This window comes from Streptomyces sp. 1222.5 (assembly GCF_900105245.1).
GTDB lineage: Bacteria > Actinomycetota > Actinomycetes > Streptomycetales > Streptomycetaceae > Streptomyces > Streptomyces albidocamelliae.
The window spans coordinates 1,875,640-1,895,235 of sequence record NZ_FNSZ01000001.1 but is presented as its reverse complement, the minus strand read 5'-3'; the positions used below and the strand labels follow the sequence as shown (position 1 = coordinate 1,895,235).

The 19,596-nt window shown below is 69.7% G+C and carries 25 protein-coding genes, 1 tRNA gene and 1 pseudogene; 21 read left to right on the top strand and 6 right to left on the bottom strand.

Translation table 11 applies throughout. The annotated features are described in order from the left end of the window. The first annotated feature begins 22 nt into the window (after window positions 1-22). The 7 genes from BLW57_RS08560 to BLW57_RS08530 all read left to right on the top strand — a co-directional run bounded on the left by BLW57_RS08560 (window position 23) and on the right by BLW57_RS08530 (window position 5,145). Window positions 23-823 carry a CHAT domain-containing protein gene (locus BLW57_RS08560; protein ID WP_256339431.1) on the top strand — a complete coding sequence of 267 codons (801 nt, stop codon included), beginning with the start codon at window positions 23-25 and terminating at the stop codon, window positions 821-823. 207 nt (window positions 824-1,030) lie between these two features. Next, complete coding sequence (locus BLW57_RS08555; RefSeq protein ID WP_176985513.1) at window positions 1,031-1,741, top strand: tetratricopeptide repeat protein; 711 nt, start codon at window positions 1,031-1,033, stop codon at window positions 1,739-1,741. Window positions 1,742-2,048: 307 nt separating this feature from the next. Continuing rightward, on the top strand, window positions 2,049-2,435 hold the full coding sequence (locus BLW57_RS08550) for a hypothetical protein (RefSeq protein WP_093473371.1): 387 nt from the start codon (window positions 2,049-2,051) through the stop codon (window positions 2,433-2,435). Window positions 2,436-2,652: 217 nt separating this feature from the next. Further along, window positions 2,653-2,874 (top strand): hypothetical protein, encoded by a 222-nt coding sequence (locus BLW57_RS43055; protein WP_371127779.1) that lies wholly within the window; start codon window positions 2,653-2,655, stop codon window positions 2,872-2,874. A gap of 214 nt (window positions 2,875-3,088) precedes the next feature. Then, window positions 3,089-3,162, top strand: a tRNA-Met gene (locus BLW57_RS08540). Between the two features lie 567 nt (window positions 3,163-3,729). Next, window positions 3,730-4,650 (top strand): VWA domain-containing protein, encoded by a 921-nt coding sequence (locus BLW57_RS42875; RefSeq protein ID WP_305656585.1) that lies wholly within the window; start codon window positions 3,730-3,732, stop codon window positions 4,648-4,650. 303 nt (window positions 4,651-4,953) lie between these two features. Beyond that, complete coding sequence (locus BLW57_RS08530; protein ID WP_143051589.1) at window positions 4,954-5,145, top strand: hypothetical protein; 192 nt, start codon at window positions 4,954-4,956, stop codon at window positions 5,143-5,145. A 12-nt stretch (window positions 5,146-5,157) separates the two neighbouring features. On the opposite strand, the gene BLW57_RS08525 is transcribed toward BLW57_RS08530, so the two are convergent. After that, window positions 5,158-5,757, bottom strand: coding sequence for a TetR/AcrR family transcriptional regulator (locus tag BLW57_RS08525; protein WP_093480598.1), 600 nt, complete (start codon window positions 5,755-5,757; stop codon window positions 5,158-5,160). A gap of 55 nt (window positions 5,758-5,812) precedes the next feature. Between BLW57_RS08525 and BLW57_RS08520 the strand changes: the two genes are divergently transcribed. Then, entirely contained in the window at window positions 5,813-6,277 is a 465-nt protein-coding gene (locus BLW57_RS08520; RefSeq protein ID WP_093473367.1) for an SRPBCC family protein, read from the top strand. Between the two features lie 434 nt (window positions 6,278-6,711). Next, window positions 6,712-7,347, top strand: a complete 636-nt coding sequence (locus BLW57_RS08515) for a TetR/AcrR family transcriptional regulator (protein ID WP_093473365.1) — start codon at window positions 6,712-6,714, stop codon at window positions 7,345-7,347. 320 nt (window positions 7,348-7,667) lie between these two features. Here the strand turns inward: BLW57_RS08515 and BLW57_RS40490 are convergent, their stop codons facing one another. The 3 genes from BLW57_RS40490 to BLW57_RS08500 all read right to left on the bottom strand — a co-directional run bounded on the left by BLW57_RS40490 (window position 7,668) and on the right by BLW57_RS08500 (window position 10,084). Next, complete coding sequence (locus tag BLW57_RS40490; protein ID WP_107450014.1) at window positions 7,668-7,817, bottom strand: MmcQ/YjbR family DNA-binding protein; 150 nt, start codon at window positions 7,815-7,817, stop codon at window positions 7,668-7,670. Window positions 7,818-8,017: 200 nt separating this feature from the next. Then, the gene (locus tag BLW57_RS42205; protein ID WP_371127849.1) at window positions 8,018-8,836 is read right to left on the bottom strand and encodes an NAD(P)-binding domain-containing protein; all 819 of its coding nucleotides are present in this window, start codon (window positions 8,834-8,836) and stop codon (window positions 8,018-8,020) included. Window positions 8,837-8,848: 12 nt separating this feature from the next. Beyond that, window positions 8,849-10,084 carry a zinc-dependent alcohol dehydrogenase family protein gene (locus BLW57_RS08500; protein WP_176985512.1) on the bottom strand — a complete coding sequence of 412 codons (1,236 nt, stop codon included), beginning with the start codon at window positions 10,082-10,084 and terminating at the stop codon, window positions 8,849-8,851. 247 nt (window positions 10,085-10,331) lie between these two features. On the opposite strand from BLW57_RS08500, the gene BLW57_RS08495 reads away from it, so the two are divergent. The 12 genes and pseudogenes from BLW57_RS08495 (at window position 10,332) to BLW57_RS08440 (ending at window position 17,045) form a co-directional block, all read left to right on the top strand. Then, on the top strand, window positions 10,332-10,652 hold the full coding sequence (locus BLW57_RS08495) for an SH3 domain-containing protein (protein ID WP_093473361.1): 321 nt from the start codon (window positions 10,332-10,334) through the stop codon (window positions 10,650-10,652). A 219-nt stretch (window positions 10,653-10,871) separates the two neighbouring features. Next, a pseudogene (locus BLW57_RS08490) lies at window positions 10,872-11,465 on the top strand (DNA primase small subunit domain-containing protein); the annotation flags it as partial. 76 nt (window positions 11,466-11,541) lie between these two features. Then, window positions 11,542-11,952 (top strand): gas vesicle protein GvpO, encoded by a 411-nt coding sequence (locus BLW57_RS08485; protein ID WP_093473359.1) that lies wholly within the window; start codon window positions 11,542-11,544, stop codon window positions 11,950-11,952. A gap of 59 nt (window positions 11,953-12,011) precedes the next feature. Next, complete coding sequence (locus BLW57_RS08480; RefSeq protein WP_093480597.1) at window positions 12,012-12,437, top strand: gas vesicle structural protein GvpA; 426 nt, start codon at window positions 12,012-12,014, stop codon at window positions 12,435-12,437. Next, the gene (locus BLW57_RS08475; protein ID WP_093473358.1) at window positions 12,434-13,204 is read left to right on the top strand and encodes a GvpL/GvpF family gas vesicle protein; all 771 of its coding nucleotides are present in this window, start codon (window positions 12,434-12,436) and stop codon (window positions 13,202-13,204) included. Before BLW57_RS08480 ends, BLW57_RS08475 begins: the two co-directional genes overlap by 4 nt. Window positions 13,205-13,233: 29 nt before the next feature. Continuing rightward, window positions 13,234-13,491 carry a gas vesicle protein GvpG gene (locus BLW57_RS08470; protein ID WP_093473356.1) on the top strand — a complete coding sequence of 86 codons (258 nt, stop codon included), beginning with the start codon at window positions 13,234-13,236 and terminating at the stop codon, window positions 13,489-13,491. A 1-nt stretch (window position 13,492) separates the two neighbouring features. Then, on the top strand, window positions 13,493-14,182 hold the full coding sequence (locus tag BLW57_RS40855) for a DNA primase (protein WP_093473355.1): 690 nt from the start codon (window positions 13,493-13,495) through the stop codon (window positions 14,180-14,182). Further along, entirely contained in the window at window positions 14,179-15,387 is a 1,209-nt protein-coding gene (locus tag BLW57_RS08460; protein WP_093473353.1) for an SRPBCC family protein, read from the top strand. Before BLW57_RS40855 ends, BLW57_RS08460 begins: the two co-directional genes overlap by 4 nt. Beyond that, window positions 15,384-15,749: a gas vesicle protein gene (locus tag BLW57_RS08455; RefSeq protein ID WP_093473352.1), complete on the top strand. Its 366-nt coding sequence runs from the start codon at window positions 15,384-15,386 to the stop codon at window positions 15,747-15,749. Before BLW57_RS08460 ends, BLW57_RS08455 begins: the two co-directional genes overlap by 4 nt. Then, window positions 15,746-16,573 carry a GvpL/GvpF family gas vesicle protein gene (locus BLW57_RS08450; RefSeq protein WP_093473351.1) on the top strand — a complete coding sequence of 276 codons (828 nt, stop codon included), beginning with the start codon at window positions 15,746-15,748 and terminating at the stop codon, window positions 16,571-16,573. The genes BLW57_RS08455 and BLW57_RS08450 overlap by 4 nt, the downstream gene beginning before the upstream one ends. Continuing rightward, complete coding sequence (locus BLW57_RS08445) at window positions 16,570-16,758, top strand: gas vesicle protein (protein WP_093473349.1); 189 nt, start codon at window positions 16,570-16,572, stop codon at window positions 16,756-16,758. The genes BLW57_RS08450 and BLW57_RS08445 overlap by 4 nt, the downstream gene beginning before the upstream one ends. Then, the gene (locus BLW57_RS08440) at window positions 16,755-17,045 is read left to right on the top strand and encodes a gas vesicle protein K (protein WP_093473348.1); all 291 of its coding nucleotides are present in this window, start codon (window positions 16,755-16,757) and stop codon (window positions 17,043-17,045) included. Before BLW57_RS08445 ends, BLW57_RS08440 begins: the two co-directional genes overlap by 4 nt. 52 nt (window positions 17,046-17,097) lie before the next feature. Here the strand turns inward: BLW57_RS08440 and BLW57_RS08435 are convergent, their stop codons facing one another. Then, the gene (locus BLW57_RS08435) at window positions 17,098-17,919 is read right to left on the bottom strand and encodes a class I SAM-dependent methyltransferase (protein ID WP_093473346.1); all 822 of its coding nucleotides are present in this window, start codon (window positions 17,917-17,919) and stop codon (window positions 17,098-17,100) included. A 123-nt stretch (window positions 17,920-18,042) separates the two neighbouring features. Then, window positions 18,043-19,539 (bottom strand): bifunctional phosphatase PAP2/diacylglycerol kinase family protein, encoded by a 1,497-nt coding sequence (locus tag BLW57_RS08430; RefSeq protein ID WP_093473345.1) that lies wholly within the window; start codon window positions 19,537-19,539, stop codon window positions 18,043-18,045. Window positions 19,540-19,596: the final 57 nt, after the last annotated feature.

Here is a 19,596-nt window from a genome sequence, read left to right as displayed (position 1 = left end):
GCCCGGCGGTCTGCTCAGCCTCTTGCCCCTGCACGCCGCCGGCCACCACACCCGACCCGATGACGCCGGCTACCGGACTCGGACAGCCCTGGACCGGGTCGTTTCCTCCTACACCCCGACCATCACCGCGCTGAAATACGCCCGTCGCCCACGCACCCAGCCGCCACCCGCCCAGGCACGAGCCCTCGTCGTCGCCATGCCCTCGACGCCCGGCCTGCACCACCGGGACCGGCTACCGGAAGCGACCCGGGAAGCCACGCAGCTCATGGCCCGCCTGCCCCACCCGGTACTGCTCGCCGAGCCCGACCCTGGCACCGGCGGCTTCCATACGAGCGATCGCATGCCTACCCGGTCCGCGGTTTTCGCCCGTCTCGCCGAGGTCACCATCGCGCACTTCGCCTGTCACGGCTCGAGCCACCCCACCGACCCCTCCCGGAGCATGCTGCTCCTGCACGACTGGCAGGACGCGCCGCTCACCGTCGCGAGCCTCGCCCCGGTCAACCTCGACCACGCCCGCTTGGCCTACCTGTCAGCCTGCTCCACCACCCTGGCCCGGAACCAGGACCTGCTCGACGAGTCCATCCACCTGACCGCCGCCTTCCAGCTCGCCGGGTTCGCCCACGTCATCGGCACCCTCTGGGAGATCGACGACGGGTACGCAGCCGACATCGCCGACACTTTCTACTCCCATCTCACCGACAGCACGAAGGAGGTCGACACCGAACGGGCCGCGCACGCACTCCACGCCACGGTCCGCGACCTGCGTCGCCAACTCCCCCTCGCACCCTCCGTCTGGGGCGCCCACCTGCACGCCGGCACCTGACCCCACGGCAGTGACCGTGTTACGGCGCAATCGGCGGAATACCCCGTGTCCGAGGCGGCGTCGGCGCTAGCCTCGATGCGATCGGAACGCAGGTAGGTGGGGGATCGGGTGCCTGAACGGCAGAGCGTGCTGGACCTGCTCAGAGCGCTTCGGATGCGTGCCGAAGCCGGTCGGGGCCGAGCGGCGCCCCACGGTCGGGGCCGAACGGTGCAGCCCCCGTCCGGGGCGGCCGCCGCCGTACCGGACCTGGACGAGGCAGTCGCGGTCAGCCGCCAGGACCTCCGAGCAGCCCTCACCGGCGATCCCTACGAACGCGCGGAGTGTCTCGCCCGGCTCGGGGCCGCGCTGGGGACCCGCTTCGAGAGGGGCGGCGCCGTGGCCGACATCGACGAGGCCGTCGCGGTCGGCCGGCAGGCGGTGGAAGCGGTGCCCCCCGACCATCCCGACTGCGCCGCGTACCTCAGCAACCTGGGCAATTCCCTACGCCTGCGGTTCGGCAGGTTCGCTGCCGAGGCCGACATCGACGAAGCCGTCGCGGTCGGCCGCCGGGCCGTTCAGGCCGCAGCCGCCGACGCCCCCTACCGCTCCATGTACCTCAGCAACCTCGGGAACGCCCTCGGAACACGGTTCGGTGCATTCGGTGCCGAGGCCGACATCGACGAAGCCGTCACGGTCGGCCGCCGGGCCGTCCGGGCCACACCCGCCGGCAGCCCGTACCGCGCCATGTACCTCAGCAACCTCGGGAACACCCTGCGGATCCGGTACGAGAGGCGCGGCGCCACGGTCGACCTGGAGGAAGCCGTGACGGTCGGGCGTTCGGCGGTGGAAGCAGTCGCCCCCGACGACCGGCACCGGGCCATGTTCCTCAGCGTCCTGGGGGATTCCCTGCGGGCACGCTTCAAAGAAGCTCCTAGCTGAGACGGTACAACGCGGCCGCGGCACCCCCAACACTCCAGACAAAAACGGAAATCCGAGAACGGGAACGGTTTACGAATACGATTTCGGAAGGAGGATCGGGACTTTGAGCGAGAATGACGGCGGTCACGACGCGTCGGGCATTCGCGTGATAGTCAACGAGGATGGAACGCTTCGCACGGCACATCCGATCAACCAAATGTTCAATTAAGGTCAGGTAACGTGGATTTGGGCTCCGCCAGACTCAAGGGTGCGGCGGAGCCCTTCCCTGAAGGCGCGGCCTGATGTAATTCGAGGAGTGGTAAGTTCTATGAAATACTTCAACAAGACCGGCTGGACCGCATACTTCTCTGGCGTCGAAGGCGGAGAAATGGCCCGAATGCGTGACGTGGAAGCGTGGGACCCTGTAACCGGGGCTGCTCTCGTCGTTGATACCGCAGCAGGAACTCTAAGGCCAGTCACCTCCTTCTCTGACTTCAGTCGCCTCGAGCGAGCGGGGCGTGTAGTCGGAGTCCTACCCGGTGGCGGATGGCGCGCGAGGTGGGATGACGAAGATGACGGTGTGACTACAGAAGATGTCGTGGGATGGCTCGTATCCGATGTTGGCGGGGTAATGCCTCTTGTCGTTTCGGGAGAAGGGCTGGTTGAATTTGCGGACTCGGCCGATAGTTTGATGCCGCCGGTTAATCAAGAATGATACCTCCGCGTCTGCGAGCAATCCTGGCGTATCTCGATCAGCGGCTTGCGGAGACCGAGACCGTGACGATTTATCTTCGACTGCAGATCAGCGCGGTCGGGCAGGCGCTCGCCGCGGCGGAGAAGCGGGCGCCCGACGGCCGGCGGCTGCCGTCGCAGCAGCCGCGATCGTTGCCGGTCCTTGGCCCCCGGCCGCGGAGCGGGAGGGCGGGTTCCTTGTGGAGGAGCAGCCGCATGCCGGGCATCCGCTGGGGGCTTGCGTGCACCATGCCGCCTGCCCGGTCAGCGCCGACGGGGCGTACCAGGCGCTCACCGGCGAGGGGAAGTTTTTCCGGGCGTGGGAGTTCTGCCGGCCGGACACCGTCTTGCAGTTCCCCGGTGAGGGCGCGGGACGTACGAGGGCGGTGGAGGTCTCTGTGCCGCGCCGTGTGCACGCGTAGTGCGGCGGAGCCGAATTCTCGCCGCGTGCGTGCGACAACTGAGGGCCCGGAGCCGGGTGCTGTCGGCGTGCCGGGCCCTCACCGGGTTCGCGCATCCCCTCGAGCGGTATGTTCATGGCGCGATGCCTGCTGAAGGGCCCCCTCAGGCGGAGAATATCGTCCGCGACTGACGTCCCGCTGGCCCAGAACGCCCCGTTTAGAGTGGCACCACCGACGCGGAGTGGAGCAGCTCGGTGGCTCGTTGGGCTCATAACCCAGAGGCCGCAGGTTCAGATCCTGTCCTCGCTACGAAAATCAGGGGGCCCGGCGGCCAGTGAGGCCTCCTGAAGCAGGCAGATGTTCGAGTCCCTGCCCCTGACTGCGCTGGCTCCGGCTGGAATCAGAAGAGCTGCCCCCTCACCAGCCGCGCAGGCTTTGACCGCGGTCGACGGGGCACACTGAACTTCGCGGTGCCCGGGGCCGAGACCTACGTCCAACCCGACGTTGGAGCCTGATGGAGAGGGGGGAGAGCGAAGTGAACGGAGTTGTTCCTGTGCTCCTGATCATCGCTGTCGCCGCTGCAGCAAGATTCACTATGTGGGCTCAGTCATCGAGCGCGCGTGACTTCTGGCGCCGTCGCCGGGGACAGTAGGAGATCCGTCGCTGCAGGGGCCCATCGATTGCCGCGGGCGGAGCCGTTCGTCGGCCTAGTTCGAAGTCTGGGCGGCCACCAGGTCAGAACGGAAAGTTGTCCCTCTCGCCATAGAAGACTGCCATCCCCGCGCGCGGGGATGGTCCTGGGTATGCCTCGCGCATCCGCGTCCACCTGAACTGCTCCCCGCACGCGCGGGAGCGGTCTTCACCCGCGCACCGCAATTGACGATCGCACAGGACGGCGCGCCAGCCTTGTCGTTTCTCGCCCCGGACTTCGCCTCGGGGGAGACGGTCGTGGTCCTGGCGGAACTGTACCGGCGAGGTGAAAGCTGGAAGATCCGCGCCGTGGGGCAGGGATACGCCTCTGGCCTGGCCGGACTGGCCACCGACTACGGCGTTGACGTCGACCCGGAACCGGCTGCCGCACCGGCCGGGCCGCTTTCAACCCAGAGGCGTGTCACGTCTGGGCGCAACGTAGTGGATCTGACGAAGGTGGAACGGCAGGCACCTAGCCTTCTGGCACCCGCACGACAGGCCGGCCAGGCTCTCGTGGACCGAGGCATCTCGGGCCGGCGGGCAGCCGTGTACCTGATCCTGGACCACGACTGGCACATGGAAGAGCTGTACGAGTCATTTGCAGTCCAGGCCTTTGCCGAGCGTGTACTGGCCCTGTCAGCGAACCTTGATGACGACGGCACCGTGCCCGTGGTCTTCTCCAGCGGAGAAGAGCCGTTCCTGGAGGAAATCCGGCTGGACAACTACCGAGGCCGCATTGGCCAACTCCACACCCAAGTCGACTGGGGCTGGGGCAACGTAGCAGAGGCGATGCGCCGCGCCGTCAGCCACTACCAAGAATCGGGTGCCCGCGAGCCGGCCTTCATCGTGACCCAGGTCGGCGACGAACCATGGGACAAGGCCGAAGTCCGCTCACTGCTGCAAAACACCGCGTCCCTCGGTGTGTTCTGGCTGTTCGTCGGATTCGGCAGGGGAAAGCTCGCCTTCTACAAGAACCTCAACGCCTCCACCTCAGCCAGCTTCACCAATGTCGCCTTCTATGACGCCAGCAAGAATCCCGGCTCAGTGCCCGGCGAGGCGTTCTACACCGGTCTCGTCGACGCTTTCGCCACCTGGATGCGGGCGTAGCACGCACTGGACCACCTACCTCACATGGACAAGCGGCTCAAGCTGCTGCCTGCCCTGGTGCCCGGGCCGCGCCGGGCGGCGGATGATGGCGTTCAAGCAGCAGGCTCCGCATCCGGCCGCTGAACCGGAGCAACACCGTCGCCCGCGTCGTGACCACCCGCAACCTTCCATGGACGTGATCCAGGCGGGAGCATCCTGGTGTCGGTGGACGGGGGGTAGCAGACCATGGGGCGTAGACGGGGTGCGTGGGCCGGGTCGGCGGTAGCGGGAGCAGCCGCAGTGGTGGCGGCTGTGCTGGGGCCGGTGACCAACTACGCCAGTGCGGCGGTGCCTGGCTGGGCGGCGCAGGCGTGGGTGATCTGGCCGGTGTTCGCCGTGTTGGTGGCGGTCAGCATCGGGCTGTTGCTGTGGGGCCGACATTCCAACGGCCCGCGCATCGTCCCCCGGCCCGTCGGGTCGTCGAAGTCCTCCCGGTCCGCAAACCTCGAGGCCTGATCGGTGATCTCCTCACTCTGAGCCGTAGTACAGCCGGAGGAACTCCTCCATTGCGGCGTCGACGCCGGCGCGGTCACCGGTGGCGAGCAGGTCCAGCAGCAGGCCGCGGACGGCGGCGAGTCCCAGCCTGGCCCGGTTCCGGGCCACGGCAGGGTCCGCCCCCGCCCCGACCTCGGCGGCCACGAGCGGCTCCAGCCAGTCCGTCACCAGCCCTTCGAGGACCGGGGCGGCCTCGGGGCGGCCGCGCAGCGCGTGCCCGCAGATTTCGAAGAAGAGCCGCTCCTGACCGGCCAGCCGAGGGGCCGTGAGCTGCCGCCACAGCAGCCGCGCGACATCGGCGGGTGAGAGACCGGGCTCCATGCGGAGCTGGGACAGCACGTCGCGCTGGCGTCGCTCCGACGTCCGGACGATCTCAACGAGCAGCTGTTCCTTGGAGCCGAAGTAGTGGATCAGCATGCGGTGGCTGACGCCGATCGCGGCGCCCAGCCTGCGCAGGCTCAGGTCCGCGATGCCGTGTGCCGCGACGTGATCGACAGCCGCGTCCACCAGTTGTGCGCGCCGAGCCCCGTGCGCGCCTTGCTCGGCCTCGCCCTCGGGATGCGAGTCGTCCATGGTCACCACGTCACGACTGTACCAATCGGTACATGGCGCATGTACCGTGTGGTACATGAAGTCTGTCATCGTGTCGATCGACGTACCTCAGACTCCCGAGCAGGTCTACGGCTTCCTCGACGTCATGGCGAACCACGAGCGGTTCACCGACCATTACCTGACCAACTGGCGCTACACCGGCCCCGCCAGGGGCATCGGATCGTGCGCCACGGTCACCGCTGCGCTGGGCGGCACGAAGACCGACGTCACCATCGATGTCGTCGAGGCCGAGGCCCCTCGGCGGATCGTCGAACGCAACGTCAGCGCGGCCGGCCGACGGCAGGGCCGCGGCACCTACACCATCGAACCGCTGCCCGCCGACGGGGCCCGCGTATCGTTCACGTACACGTGGGTACGCGCCCCGCTCGCCGACCGGCTGCTGGCCCCCCTGGTACGGGCCACGATGCGGCACGCCAACCGCACGGTCATGCGCCGCCTGGCCATCGAGTTGGCTTGTCACGTGTCCGCCGCCGAATCCTGACGGCGGTAGGTGCCGCCCCTTCCCCCCCGGCGCAGGCCCGACACCCACCGGGGCCCTGCCCTCGGGCACGGACTCCTCTAGCTGGCGCTCTGTGGGTGCTGTGCCCCTCCACTACCGACGCGTTCCGTACGAGAAGCGCACGCGAGACCATCCGGCCCCGGGCGGGGGAGACGGCAATGACAGGGTCTCTGACATAGGTGTCGCCGGGGTCAGGTGAGGGTGTCGCGGAGGTAGGCGGGCAGGGCCTGGCAGATGGCCGGGTCCGCATTCCGGCGGGGGTGGTGACGCTCTGGCTGCCTGGGGTCCCCTTCTGAGGGCGAGCGGGCGGGCAGCAACAGGCTTGGCCGGGCGAGCCGGTTTCACAAGCCTCGAAACAGGCTCGTACTGCCCTGCCTTCTCCCCGTAATGCCTCGCACACGGCGTACAGTTTTCTCATGGCCCGGCCTCGGCAGTTTGACGACGAGGAGGTTGTGCGGGCTGCTCGCGACCAGTTCTGGTCCCACGGTTACGACCGAACCTCCATCGACGATCTGAGCGCCGTAACAGGCTTGGGACGCGGAAGCTTGTACGGGGCCTTCGGAGACAAACACGCCCTGTTCCTGCAGGCTCTGGACAGCTACAACAGTGAAGCGATCGAAGCCTGGCGTTCGGCTCTGCGCGGCCCGGGACCGGCCCTCCCGCAGCTGGAGAGCCTTGTATGCGACATCTCCGAAGCGATCAGCAGGGACGTGGAGCGGCGCGGCTGCATGATGGCCAGGAGCGCCACGGAACTCGCCGCAGTCGACCAGACCGTCGCCGAGCGGATTGCTGCCACTGTCCGCGGAATGCACAGCGAGCTGTCGGACTGCCTCGCCCGGGCCCAGGAGGAGGGCTCGCTGGATGCCGAAGCGGACACGGACGGGCTCGCAAGCCTTCTCCTTGCCGTGCTGAGGGGACTGGAGGCCCTGGGCAGGGCGGGAGCCGCGGCGGAGGTTGTCATCGGGGCTGCCGAGCAGGCCTTGGCCCTTCTTCCCCGCGTGTCCACGAACGAGCCGGCGCCGGATCGGCTGGAGGACCGTTCAGCGCCGTGACCCGATCCTATTCTGGACGGCCCTTGGGTTTTCACGGGCGTCGCCTGGCCATTGCGCCCAAGCCCTCTACGAACAGGACGATCAGCAGCAGCGCAGGGGCGCCTACCCAGGGGCGGATGAGGACGGTGCCGACCTTGCCGGGCCGTTGCGTGTGTTGCACGGCCTCTGCCAGGTCGCCGAGCCCTGGTCCTTGGCCGCCATCGCGCATCTTCGCGGCGGCGACGTCGGATGTCTGCCTGCCGAGGGAGGTGTGTGACATCCAGCGGTCGACGCTCCTGCCGCGCAGCGTCGGCGATTTATGCACCTGGACGCCCGGGGGCTCATGGTGCGACCAGGTCGTGGCTGTCCTCTATCAGCTCCCGAATCAGTTCGTCCGGGAGATCACCAGTCAACGAAATGTTGACCCAGTATCGCTTGTTCAGCTTGTTCAGCTTGTACGCCGGGTGCACTGCCTCGAAGCGGTGCTGCAACTCGGTGACCGCTCCGGATCGGCCTTGACTGTCACCTGGTCGTCCGGGAACTCATGGCCACTGAGGATGGCAAACACCTTGTTGTTCGCCTCTGTCTTGAACACCACGCGGTCCGGGGCGAACGGACGCGACTCGCTGACTCCGGCGAAAGAGAGCGCCAGCTCCCGGACGCAGGACTCCGCCCTTGATAGCAGCGGCTACTAGGGGCGGATGAGGACGGTGCCGACCTTGCCGGGCTGCACCGCGTGCTTCACGGCGGTGGCCAGCTCGCCGAGGTCGTATGTAGCGGCCACGTCGAACTGGTCCTTGAACGCAAGCGCGATCAGCGTCGCGGCGACCGAGTCCGATGCCCGCCTCTCGGCGGATGCCTCCAACAGCCACCGGCCGAGGGTCGCGCCCCGCACTGTCAGCGCTTGGTGCAGCAGCGTCGACGCATGCACCGAGATTGGCTCGTCGGCGAGTTCCCCGTGGCCTTCCTCGTGCTGGGGGTCCGCGGCGATGAACGCGGCGAACAGGCTGTTGAACGCCTTCACGATCCGCGCTCCGGGAAGGCGCTGGGCGACCCACTCGCTGCCCGTGAGGTCGCCGACGTCGTAGCGGCCCCGCCAGGGGTTGGCCGCGGCGAACTGATTCGTTGTGTCGACGACGATCTTCCCGGCCCAGTCGGTAAGGCTGGTCAGGTCCGGTACAGCGGAGAACGGGACCGCGAGGAAGACGAGGTCCGGCTGCGCCGCCTCCTCGGCTGTCACGGCGTGGGCCTTCGACCCCAACTGCTCTACGACTGTCTTGAGTGTCTCCGGGCCCCGGCTGTTGCCGATGAGTACCTCGTGTCCGTGGCGGACGGCCTTGTCGGCGACGGCCCGGCCGATCTCTCCCGCGCCGAGAATGCCGATGGCGCTCTGTGCGGCCATGCTGCCCATCCTTGATCGTGTGTCGGGGGTCGTGTCCGGCGCCCCGGCAGCGGTTGTGTGATCGGCTCCGGCCGCTTCCTGTCGGGGTGGCCCCGGCCTCGGCGGCAGGTGCGGCGGCGCCTACGCGCGATGCGGGTTGAAGTCCAGGAGGACCTTGCCGTTCTCCCGGAAGTACGCGAGCGCCTCGGGAAAGTCCGCCGCCTTGTAGACGGGCGCGGAGGGCAGGACGAGTCTTCCCTCGGAGACCAGCCGTGCGGACTCCGCGTTCAGAGCCGGAAGCCGGGGAAGGAACTCGTCCTGGTACATCCAGAATTCCGTCGTGGTGATGTTCTTCGTCCTCAACACGTCAGGATCGGGCGTGAACGGCTGGCTGCTCAGATACCCGTAGATCGCCAGCAGGGAGCCGTCGGTCAGTACGTCCAGCAATAGTGCAGTCGCCGCACCGCTGACACCGTCAAGGCCGAGGAGCACCGGATCGGAGCCGATGGCTTCCCGCACGCGCGCGCCGGCGTCCGCCGAGTCGACAACCACGATGTCGGCACCGAGGTCATGGAGTTCGCTCACGAGTTCCGCGCGGCGCACAATGTTGATCGTGCGCAACCCTCGTTCCTTCGCGAATACGATGACAGACCGGCCCACCCCGCTGTTGGCCGCGTTCTGCACCACCCAGGAACCGGCCGGGAGGTCACGCAGGCTGACCAGGAGCCCCGCGCTGACGGGATTGATGGTGAGCATCGCTGCCTGTTCAAGACTGATGGACTTGTCCACGACGGTCAGGTCTGCTGTCTCGGCCACCACCCGCTCGGACCAAGAAAAGACGCCGAAGGGAAGCAGGACCCTCTCGCCGGGACGGACCTCCATGACATCGGGCCCTACGGACACGACCGTCCCGACACCCTCGTTACCGATGGCTGTCGGCAGCTCAGGGCGTACGGGATAGATACCTTGCGCCAGGAGAAGATCGTGGTGGTCGAGCGGGGCGTACTCGACCTGGACCAGCGCCTGTCCGGCAGTGGGAGCCGGGGGCTCGGGCACGTCCACCACCTTCAGGCTCTTCTCCGGCTCCCCGAAGAGCGTGAGGTGAATGGCGAGCATGGGACACGACTCCTTGCTTCGTCGCTTCGCTTCGCCGAAATTTGAGGCATCGCTTCGGATGCCGACGGCCCCGCCCCCGAGGAATTCCACGGCTGTATCCAGCTCGGTTCTGCTCCTGCCCGTGAGATGCACAGGTGGAGCCCTCGGCGGCGAACCGACGGGCCATAGCCAAACCGATCCAGGTCGGGCAGCCACCACCACCGAACTGACCTTGCCATCAAACTGTCCCAGGATGTCCACTTCTTCCTCGATGTAGCTCACCCGGAGACCTGCAGAGAGCACAGCACGCCGACACACGCCAACCCATGCCCGCCCCACCGTGTGACGCCCTCGCCGACGAAGGAATACTCCGCCACGCCACCTCACGGACCGCATGGTTTAGATGGATTTGTACCTACTAGTAAAGAACCCGAACAGGGGCACTGCAACCGGAGAGGCACTCCGCCCTGCCCGGTCTCGCAGCTGGCCGAATAGATCCTTTGGGCCGGAGCCCGCTCGCAGCAAGGCAGTGGCCCGTGGCTCCGCTCCGGCAGCCCCCCTGACTCCGCCGGCGCACGCAGCAGCCACGGCCAGGCCGAAGGCCTGCAACACCGACGGCGCGCCGGCGCAGCTGCACACCACCAACGCCGTACACCTGCGGGCCGGCCGCGGCACCGATCACCGTTCCCTGGCCGCGCTGGCGAGGAACACCGATTTCTACGCCGAGTGCTGGGGCGTCACACCCACGGACGTCTGGTGGGCATACGGCGTGGTGGAGTCCGGGCCCCGCAACGGGCGCCGCGGGTGGGTGGCCGGCGACCACCTCGCCACCGGTTACAAGCACCCCTGACACCACCGTGCGCCCTACGCTCACCAACCCCCCTGAGGACGGGATGCACGACCAGGACGCGGACGGCGAGCATGCCTTAGTCGTCACCGTAGGACTGCTGCTGCTCATCGGCACCGCGCTGCTCATCTCCTGCTGGACGGGCCCTGTCGCCGCGTTCGTCATCATCGCCGCGCCCGTCCTCGGCGCCTACGCCCTGCCCTGCCTCTTCCGCGCCCGGGCTGGCTCTCGCGCACCGACCGCGCGGGCGGGCTCGACCACCCGGACCGGCTGGTCTTCGATCTCGACCCGCCCGGTGACGACTTCGCGGCGGTACGGCAGGCCGCCGGCTGGCTGCGCGAGCTGCTGGACGAGCTGGGGCTGCCCGCCGCGCCGATGACCACCGGATCGCGCGGGCTGCATCTCGTCACCCCGCTGGACGGCCGCCAGGACTTCGACGAGGTCCGGCGGTTCGCCCACGAGGTGGCCCAGGTCGCCGAGTCCCGGCATCCCGACCGGCTCACCACCGCGGCCCGCAAGAGCGACCGCGGCGGCCGGCTGTACCTCGACGTGCAGCGCTACGCCTACGCGCAGACGGCCGTCGCCCCCTACACGGTGCGCGCCCTGCCGGGCGCGCCCGCCGCGGTGCCCCTAGCCTGGGAACAGGTGGACGAACCGGGCACCGACGCCCGCCACTGGACGATCGCCGACGCCGTGGACCAGGCGCGTACGGATCCCTGGGCCGCACTTCCGGTCCGCGGGCGGTCCCTGAACACCGCGCGAAGCCGTTTGGCGACGCTGCGTGGCTGCGCAGACATCCACTCCGACCAGGCATGACGGCCCGCACGCGGTATGCGTTCCGCGCTTGAGGTTTGGCCATGGATGTGGCGGCCACACGCAGGGAGAGGTGGCCATGTCGAACACAAAGAACACATCCCGATCACAGGGTTCACGGGAGCCCCAAGACTCCCAGGACACGGAAGAGACGGAAGAGACCGAAGAGACGGAAGCGGAAGAGCCGCAGAGCGGTACGGACAGGCACGCGGCGGACGGCCACCACCGTCCGACCCCCATGGAGGTGCTGCGCCAGGCGCGCGCCCAGCTCGCCGAACTCACCGGTCTGGCACCGGAGTCGGTGTCCTCGTTCGAACAGACCGAGGAGGGGTGGTCGCTGGAGGTCGAGGTCCTCGAACTGGCGAGGGTGCCCGACACCATGAGCCTGATGGCGAGTTATGAGGTCGAACTCGACCCGGAGGGCCAGCTGACCGGCTACCGGCGCGTCCGCCGCTACGAGCGCGGGAGGGCCGACGCGCGCGGCCGTTAGGCCGCCGCCCACGAACCCACTCGCGAAGAACCGACTACGTACGAGGAGGAATGTCCGGCATGACTGTTGTTCCGGCACAGCAGACCGGAGGCGGAGGCGGCAGCAGTGGCCTCTACGACGTACTTGAGCTGGTCCTGGACAGGGGGCTCGTCATCGATGCGTTCGTACGTGTCTCCCTGGTCGGCATCGAGATCCTGAAGATCGACGTCCGGGTCGTCGTGGCCAGCGTGGACACCTATCTGCGCTTCGCCGAGGCCTGCAACCGCCTCGACCTGGAATCCGGGCCCAACAAGAGCCCCGGCCTGCCCGAGATCGTCGGCGAGGTCACCGAGTCCGGCGCCCGCGGCAAGTCCAAGGGAGCCCTCTCCGGCGCCGCGGAGACGATATCCAGCGCCTTCAGCCAGGCCCGCGAGGGCGAGTCGGAGCCCCAGTCCCGGCCGCGCGCCCGCAAGGCTCCGGCGCGCCGTAAGGAGGAGCAGGAGTGAGCACGTACGTCTACGGGATCACCGCGAGCTCGCACCCGGAACTGCCCGAGGGCATGACCGGCGTGGGCGAGCCGGCCCGCCCGGTGCGGGTCCTCTCGGCCGGCCCCCTCGCCGCCGTGGTCAGTGACGCCCCCGAGGACCTGCGGCCCAAGCGCAGGGACCTGCTCGCCCACCAGAATGTGCTCGCCGAGACCGGCGCGGCCGGCTGCATCCTGCCGATGCGCTTCGGGAGCGTCGCCGACGACGACGACTCCGTCACCCAGGTGCTCACCGAGCGCTCGGAGCACTACCAGGAGCGGCTGCGCGAGCTCGACGGCAAGGTCGAGTACAACGTCAAGGCCACGCACGTCGAAGAGGCCGTGCTGCACCTGGTGATGGCCGAGCACGCCGAGGTGCGTTCCCTCGCCGAGGCCAACCGCAAGTCCGGCGGCGGCAGTTACGACGACAAGATCCGTCTGGGTGAGATGGTCGCGGCCACCGTCAAGGCCCGGGAGGCCCAGGACGCGAGCGAGGTGCAGAGCGCGCTGACGCCGACCGCCGCCGCGGTCAGCGTGGGCCCCGAGTCCACGGGCTGGCTGGTCAACGTGTCGTTCCTGGTCGCTCGCGACACGGCCGAGCGCTTCCTGGCCGCCGTCGAGCAGGTCCGCGACAGCCACAGCCACCTGGACCTGCGGGTCAACGGCCCGCTGCCGCCGTACAGCTTCGTCGAGCCCGGCCCCGCCGAGCCCGCGGGCAGCACGGCCGGCGCGGACGCCGGCGCGCAGTAGCGCACCGGCCCGAGCGGAAGGAGAACACCGTGGGACTGATCGGCGAAGTACTGCTGCTGCCGTTCGCGCCCGTGCGCGGCAGTGCGTGGGCCATCAGGCAGGTGCTCCGCGAGGCGGAACGGATCTACTACGACCCCGCCACCGTACGGGCCGAACTCGCCCGCCTCGAGGAGCAGTTGGAGGCGGGCGAGATCACCGAGGAGGAGTTCGACCGGCGCGAGGACGAACTGCTCGACCGGCTGGAGACCGCGCTGCACTCCGGCAACACCACAGGCAACGGGACGTGACATGAATCGAACGGCACTGGGCCTCGCCGTAGGGGCCGGATACTTCCTGGGACGCACGAAGAAACTCAAAATGGCGCTCGCGGTGGGTTCCCTGGTGGCCGGGAAGAAGCTGAACCTCGGTCCGCGGGGGATCGCGGAACTGGTGAACCAACAGCTGCAGAACAATCCGCAGTTCAAGGAGATAGGCGACCAGCTCCGCCAGGACCTGCGAGGCGTCGGCAAGGCGGCCGGCGGGGCCATGGTCGAGCGGCAGATGGGTTCGCTCGCCGACCGGCTGCACGGCCGGACCGCGTCGATGCGCGACCAGCTCTCCGGGGTGGCGCCGACCGGCTCCGACAAGGACCAGGACGACGAGGACGCCTACGACGACTCCGCGGAGGAGTCCGGCGGGCGCGAGGACGAAGAGCGCGGCGACGAAGAGCGCGGCGACGAAGAGCGCGGCGACGAAGAGCGCGGCGACGAAGAGCGCGAGGCACGCGGCGAGCGGTCGGAGGGCCGGCCCGCGGCGAAGCGGCCCGCCAAGAAGGCCGCGGCCAAGAAGGCCCCGGCGAAGAAGGCGGCCCCCGCCAAGAAGGCGGCGGCCAAGAAGGCCGACGGGGCGCGCAGGACGGCGGCGAAGAAGACGGCCGGCGCCGGTGGCGCCGCCGGGCGCGCCACGTCCCAGCAGGCGAAGGGCGGCGATGACCGATGACCGACACCCTCGGATCAGCGGCCTCCAAGGCCGGCGGCGCCGCGGGCAAGGCCAGTCCGCTCGCGGACCTCGCGCACAGCGAGGCCGCCGACCGGCTGAAGTCGGAGGCCCAGGACTTCCTGGCGGCGCAGGCCCAGAAGATGCTCGTCGGCGTCGGCCGCAAGCTCGGCGAGACCACCCTCAAGCTCAACGACATAGCGGACGGCAAGAGCCCCGGCTTCGCCAAGCTCGCGCTCGAGGGCGGACGCAAGATCGCCGAGGGCAAGGGCCCGCTGCGTTCCGCGCTGGAGCTGGGCGGCTCCCGAGTCAAGGACAATGTCATGAACGCCGTCAGAAGCCTTGGGGGCAGCAAGGGCAAGAAGGGCGGCGCGGGCAAGAAGCCCACCGTCATCATGGAGTTCATCGACGTCGGCGTTCCGCTGCGCACCGCCTACGACCAGTGGACCCAGTACCAGAGCTTCAGCAGCTTCGCCAAGGGCGTCAAGAGCGCGAACCGCGCCGACGACACCCACTCCGACTGGCAGGCGAAGATCTTCTGGTCCAGCCGCAGCTGGAAGGCGCAGACGACCGAGCAGATACCCGACTACCGCATCCAGTGGACGTCGGAGGGCGCCAAGGGCACCACCAAGGGCGTGGTCTCCTTCCACAAGCTGGAGGAGAACCTCACCCGGGTACTGCTGGTCATCGAGTACTACCCGACCGGTCTCTTCGAGAAGACCGGCAACATCTGGCGCGCCCAGGGCCGCCGGACCAGGCTGGACCTGAAGCACTTCGCCCGCTTCATCACCCTCAAGGGCGAGGCGGAGGACAGCTGGCGCGGCGAGATCCGCGACGGTGAGGTCGTCAAGAGCCACGAGGACGCCGTGGCCGAGGAGGAGGAGCAGGAACAGCAGGGCAAGGCGGACGAGGAGTCCGAGGAGGCCGAAGGGTCCGCCGAGCCGGAGGAGTCCGAGGAGTCCGACGGGTCCGCCGAGCCGGAGGAGTCCGAGCAAGAGGGCGAGGAGCCCTACGAGGACGAGGCGGACGAGTACGAGGACGAGGTGGAGGAGGGCGAAGAGCCCTACGAGGACGAGCGCGAGGAAGAAGGCGAGGAAGAAGGCGAGGAAGAGGGCGAGGAGGAGCCCGAGGAGTACGCGGACGAGGCCGAGGACGAGGAGTACGAGGACGAGGAACCCGAGTACGCCGAGCGCGGGAGCCGTCGATGACGACGGCCAGCCGGTTCCCCGAGCCCTACGGTGGTCAGGGCTCGGGGGCCAACCTCGCCGACATCCTGGAGCGCGTGCTCGACAAGGGTGTCGTCATCGCGGGTGACATCCGGATCAACCTCCTCGACATCGAGCTGCTCACCGTCAAACTGAGGCTCATCGTCGCCTCGGTCGACAAGGCCAAGGAGATGGGGATCGACTGGTGGGAGACCGATCCGGCGCTCTCCTCCCGGGCCCGCCGGGACGAGCTGGCGCGGGAGAACGCCGAGCTGCGTGAGCGGCTGGCCCGGCTCGAGGAGCTGAGCCTCGAACCCGCCTCCTCGCAGCAGGCCGGACGCACGCGGAAGAGGGAGGCACCATGACCGGACTGCGGTACGTGTACGCCGTCTGCCGCCCCTTCGAGCTGCCCCTGCAGTCCCAGCTCACCGGCATCGGGGGCGCCCCGCCCGCGGTGGTGCACCACCATGGCCTGGTGGCGGTCGTCAGCACCGTCTCGGAGGCCGACTTCTCCGAGGAGGCCCTCAAGGCCCACTTGGAGGACCTGGACTGGCTGGCCGCGACCGCCCGCGCCCATCAGGGGGTGATCGACGCGCTCACCACGGTCACCACGCCGCTGCCGATGCGGCTCGCGACCGTCTTCCGGGACGACAGCGGGCTCCGGACGATGATCGAGGCCCGCGAGGACGACTTCCGGCGCATCCTCGACCGGCTGGCCGGCCGGGTCGAGTGGGGCGTGAAGGTGTACCTGGAACCCGAGCCGGCCGAACCCGAGCCCGCCGCGTCGGAGAAGCCCGCGAGCGGGCGGGACTATCTGCGCCGGCGCCGCGCGAGCAGCCATGCGCACGAGGAGAAGTGGCAGCGGGCCGAGGCTTTCGCCCACTCCCTGCACGAGAGGCTGCGCGCCCACGCCGAGGACTTCCGGCTGCACGCCCCGCAGAACGCCGCGCTGTCCACGGCACCCGGGCGGAACGTGCTCAACGCCGCCTACCTGGTGCCGAGGGCGCATTCCGAGGAATTCGTGGAGATGGTCGACCGTACGAAGGACGAGGCCCCCGGGATCAGGGTGGAACTCACCGGCCCGTGGGCCGCCTACTCGTTCTCCGGGGAGGGTGCCGGCGAGGCGGGCCGGGACACGGCGGGGAAGGCCGCGGAGTCGGCGGGGGAGACAGCGGGGGAGGCGTCGTGACCGTCGTCGAACGACGCGAGATCGCACTCGTGGACCTCCTCGACCGGCTGCTGGCCGGCGGGGTCGTCATCACCGGCGACCTCACCCTGCGCATCGCGGACGTCGACCTGGTGCGCATCGACCTGAACGCCCTGATCAGCTCGGTGAACGAGAAGGTCCCCTCGCCCTTCGAGGAGCTCGCATGACCGCCGGCAAGACCCGGGCCCGGCTCGACCTCGAACCCGACACGGTCGAGCGCGACCTGGTGAAACTCGTCCTCACGGTGGTGGAGCTGCTGCGCCAGCTGATGGAACGGCAGGCGGTGCGCCGCTTCGACACCGGAGAGCTGACCGAGGAGCAGGAGGAGCGCATCGGGCTCACCCTGATGCTGCTGGAGGACCGGATGGCCGAGCTGCGGGACCGGTACGGCCTGCGGCCCGAGGACCTCAATCTGGACCTCGGACCGCTCGGCCCGCTGCTTCCCCGCGAGTGACCCCGGCTGCCCCGCGGGTGTCCTCCCCTTCCCCGCGCTCGGGCCGGCCCGGTCAGGCCTCCTTACGGCACAGGATCTCCCCGTGCAGGACCGCGAACCAGCCGTCCTCCCGGCCGCCCCACTCCCGCCAGGCCTCCGACACCGCCCGCAACTCCTCGGCGGTCGCGTGGCCGCCCTCGGTGGCCCGGTCGGCGTAGGCGGAGGCGAGGGTGCGGTCCGCCCACAGCCCGCTCCACCACGCCCGCTCCCCGGGCGTGGCGAACGTCCAGGTGCCGGAGGTGGCGGTGATGTCCCGGAGCCCGGCGGCCAGCGCCCAGGCCTTCAGCCGGCGCCCGGCGTCGGGCTCCCCGCCATTGGCCCGCGCCACCCGCTCGTACAGGTCCAGCCACGCGTCCAGGCCGGGCAGCGCCGGGTACCAGGTCATCGCCGCGTAGTCCGCGTCGCGTACCGCGATGTAGCCGCCCGGCCTGGTGACGCGGCGCATCTCGCGCAGTGCCTGCACCGGGTCACCGACGTGCTGGAGCACCTGGTGGGCGTGGACGACGCAGAAGGTGTCGTCGGGGAAGTCCAGGGCGTGCACGTCGGCGACCGCGAAGTCGGTGTTGTCCAGTCCGCGGGCGGCGGCGGTGGCCCGGGCCTGCTCCAGGACGCCCGGCGCGTGGTCCACGCCGGTGACATGCCCCTCGGGGACCAGTTCCGCCAGGTCCGCGGTGATGGTCCCCGGGCCGCAGCCGATGTCCAGGATCCGCATGTGCGGCTTCAGCGAGCCGAGCAGGTAGGCGGCGGAGTTGGCGGCGGTACGCCAGGTGTGCGACCGCAGCACCGACTCGTGGTGCCCGTGTGTGTAGACGGCGGTCTCCTGCGCTCTCGGCATGGCTGCACCCCTTCTCGTCGTACCGGCCCGGTGCCCTGCGGCACCGGGCCGGCGGTACGCGTCACGGTACGCCCGCATGCCGAATGATGAGATGTGCATTTTGCATACTGGACTGACGGTGCGTCAGAGAGTGGGCTCCAGCGGACGGTACACGGTCAGCGCCTCGGGCAGGTTCTCCAGCGTGACCTCGCCGCCCGAGACCGGCACGACCTCACCGTCGTAGGCGAGCGGGGTGCCGGGCGCGATCCCCTTCAGCCGCAGCCGGTTCACCTGCACCGCGGCGTGGGCCGGGGAGCGGGTCAGCGGGCCCGCCACGGCCGCCGCGAGCAGCCGCAGCGCGGGTCGGCGGCTGCCGTGCACCACCCGTACGTCGAGCAGGCCGTCCGCCAGGTCGGTGCGGCGGCCGGGCGCGAGCCCCATCCGGTGGTAGACGCCGTTGCCGACGAACAGCAGCCACAGCGGTCGCCGTTCGCCGCCCAGCTCCACCTCCAGCGGATGCTGGTCGGCGCGCAGCACCTTGAGCGTCCCCAGCAGCCCGGCCGGCCAGCCGCCGATCCGGTGCGACCAGCGCTCACGTTCGCGCACCAGCTCCGGGTACACCCCGAGACTCAGCGTGTTGAGGAACAGCCCCTCGCCGTCGCTCGTGACGAACCGCCCCGCGTCCACCCGGACCGCCTCGCCGTGCCGGATCGCCCGGGCCAGATCGCGCTCGTCCTCCACGTGCAGGTCGTACGCGAAGTGGTTGAGGGTGCCGCCGGGCAGCACCGCGAGCGGCAGGCCGTGCCGCAGCGCCACCTCGGCGGCCGCGTTCACGGTGCCGTCGCCGCCGCACACCCCGAGCACCCGCGCCCGGGCCGCCGCCTTCTCCAACTCGTCCCGGACCTCCTCGGGCGCGCACTCGACGGTCTCCGCCATCGGTAGCGCCGCGTGCAGGGCGCGCACCCGGTCCGCCGTGCCCGAGGCCCGGTTGGCGACCATCACCAGACCTTCGCCCTCCGGCAGCGCCGGCGCCTGCGCGCGAGGCCGGGCGGGCCGCCGGATCTGCGCCCGGGTCGGCACCAGGCGCCGTACCAGGAACGCGGCGCCCGCGCCGAGCGCCGCCCCGGCCAGCACGTCGCTCGGGAAGTGCACCCCGGTGTAGACGCGGGAGGCCGCCACCGAGAACGCCACCGGCGCCACCACCGCGCCCCACGCCGGCGACTCCAGCGCGACCCCGGTCGCGAACGCCGCCGCCGACGCCGCGTGCCCGGACGGGAACGAGGTGGTGATCGGCTGCCGCTTGAGCTGCCGCACCAGCGGCACCGGATCCAGCACCGGCCGCGCCCGGCGCACCGAACGCTTGCCGATGGTGTTGATCGTCAGGGACGCCACGCTCAGCGAGGCGAGCCCCCGCACGGCGGCCCGGCGGGCCCGCGGCGTCCGGATCGCGGCCATCGCGGCGGCCGTGGCGAACCACAGGACCCCGTGGTTCGCGCTGCGGCTCAGCCGGGGCAGCACACGCTCGGCACCGGGCCAGTGCCAGGAGGCGGCCGCTTCGAACAGACGGCCGTCGACGTCGAGGAACGTGCGCAGCGCCTTGCGGCCGGTCGGGAGGGCGGTCAGGTCCAGGTCTGGGCTCATGGGCTCCGGTTACCCTGAAGTGCCCGTATCTTGTGCGCCCGTGCCGCGCGCACGACC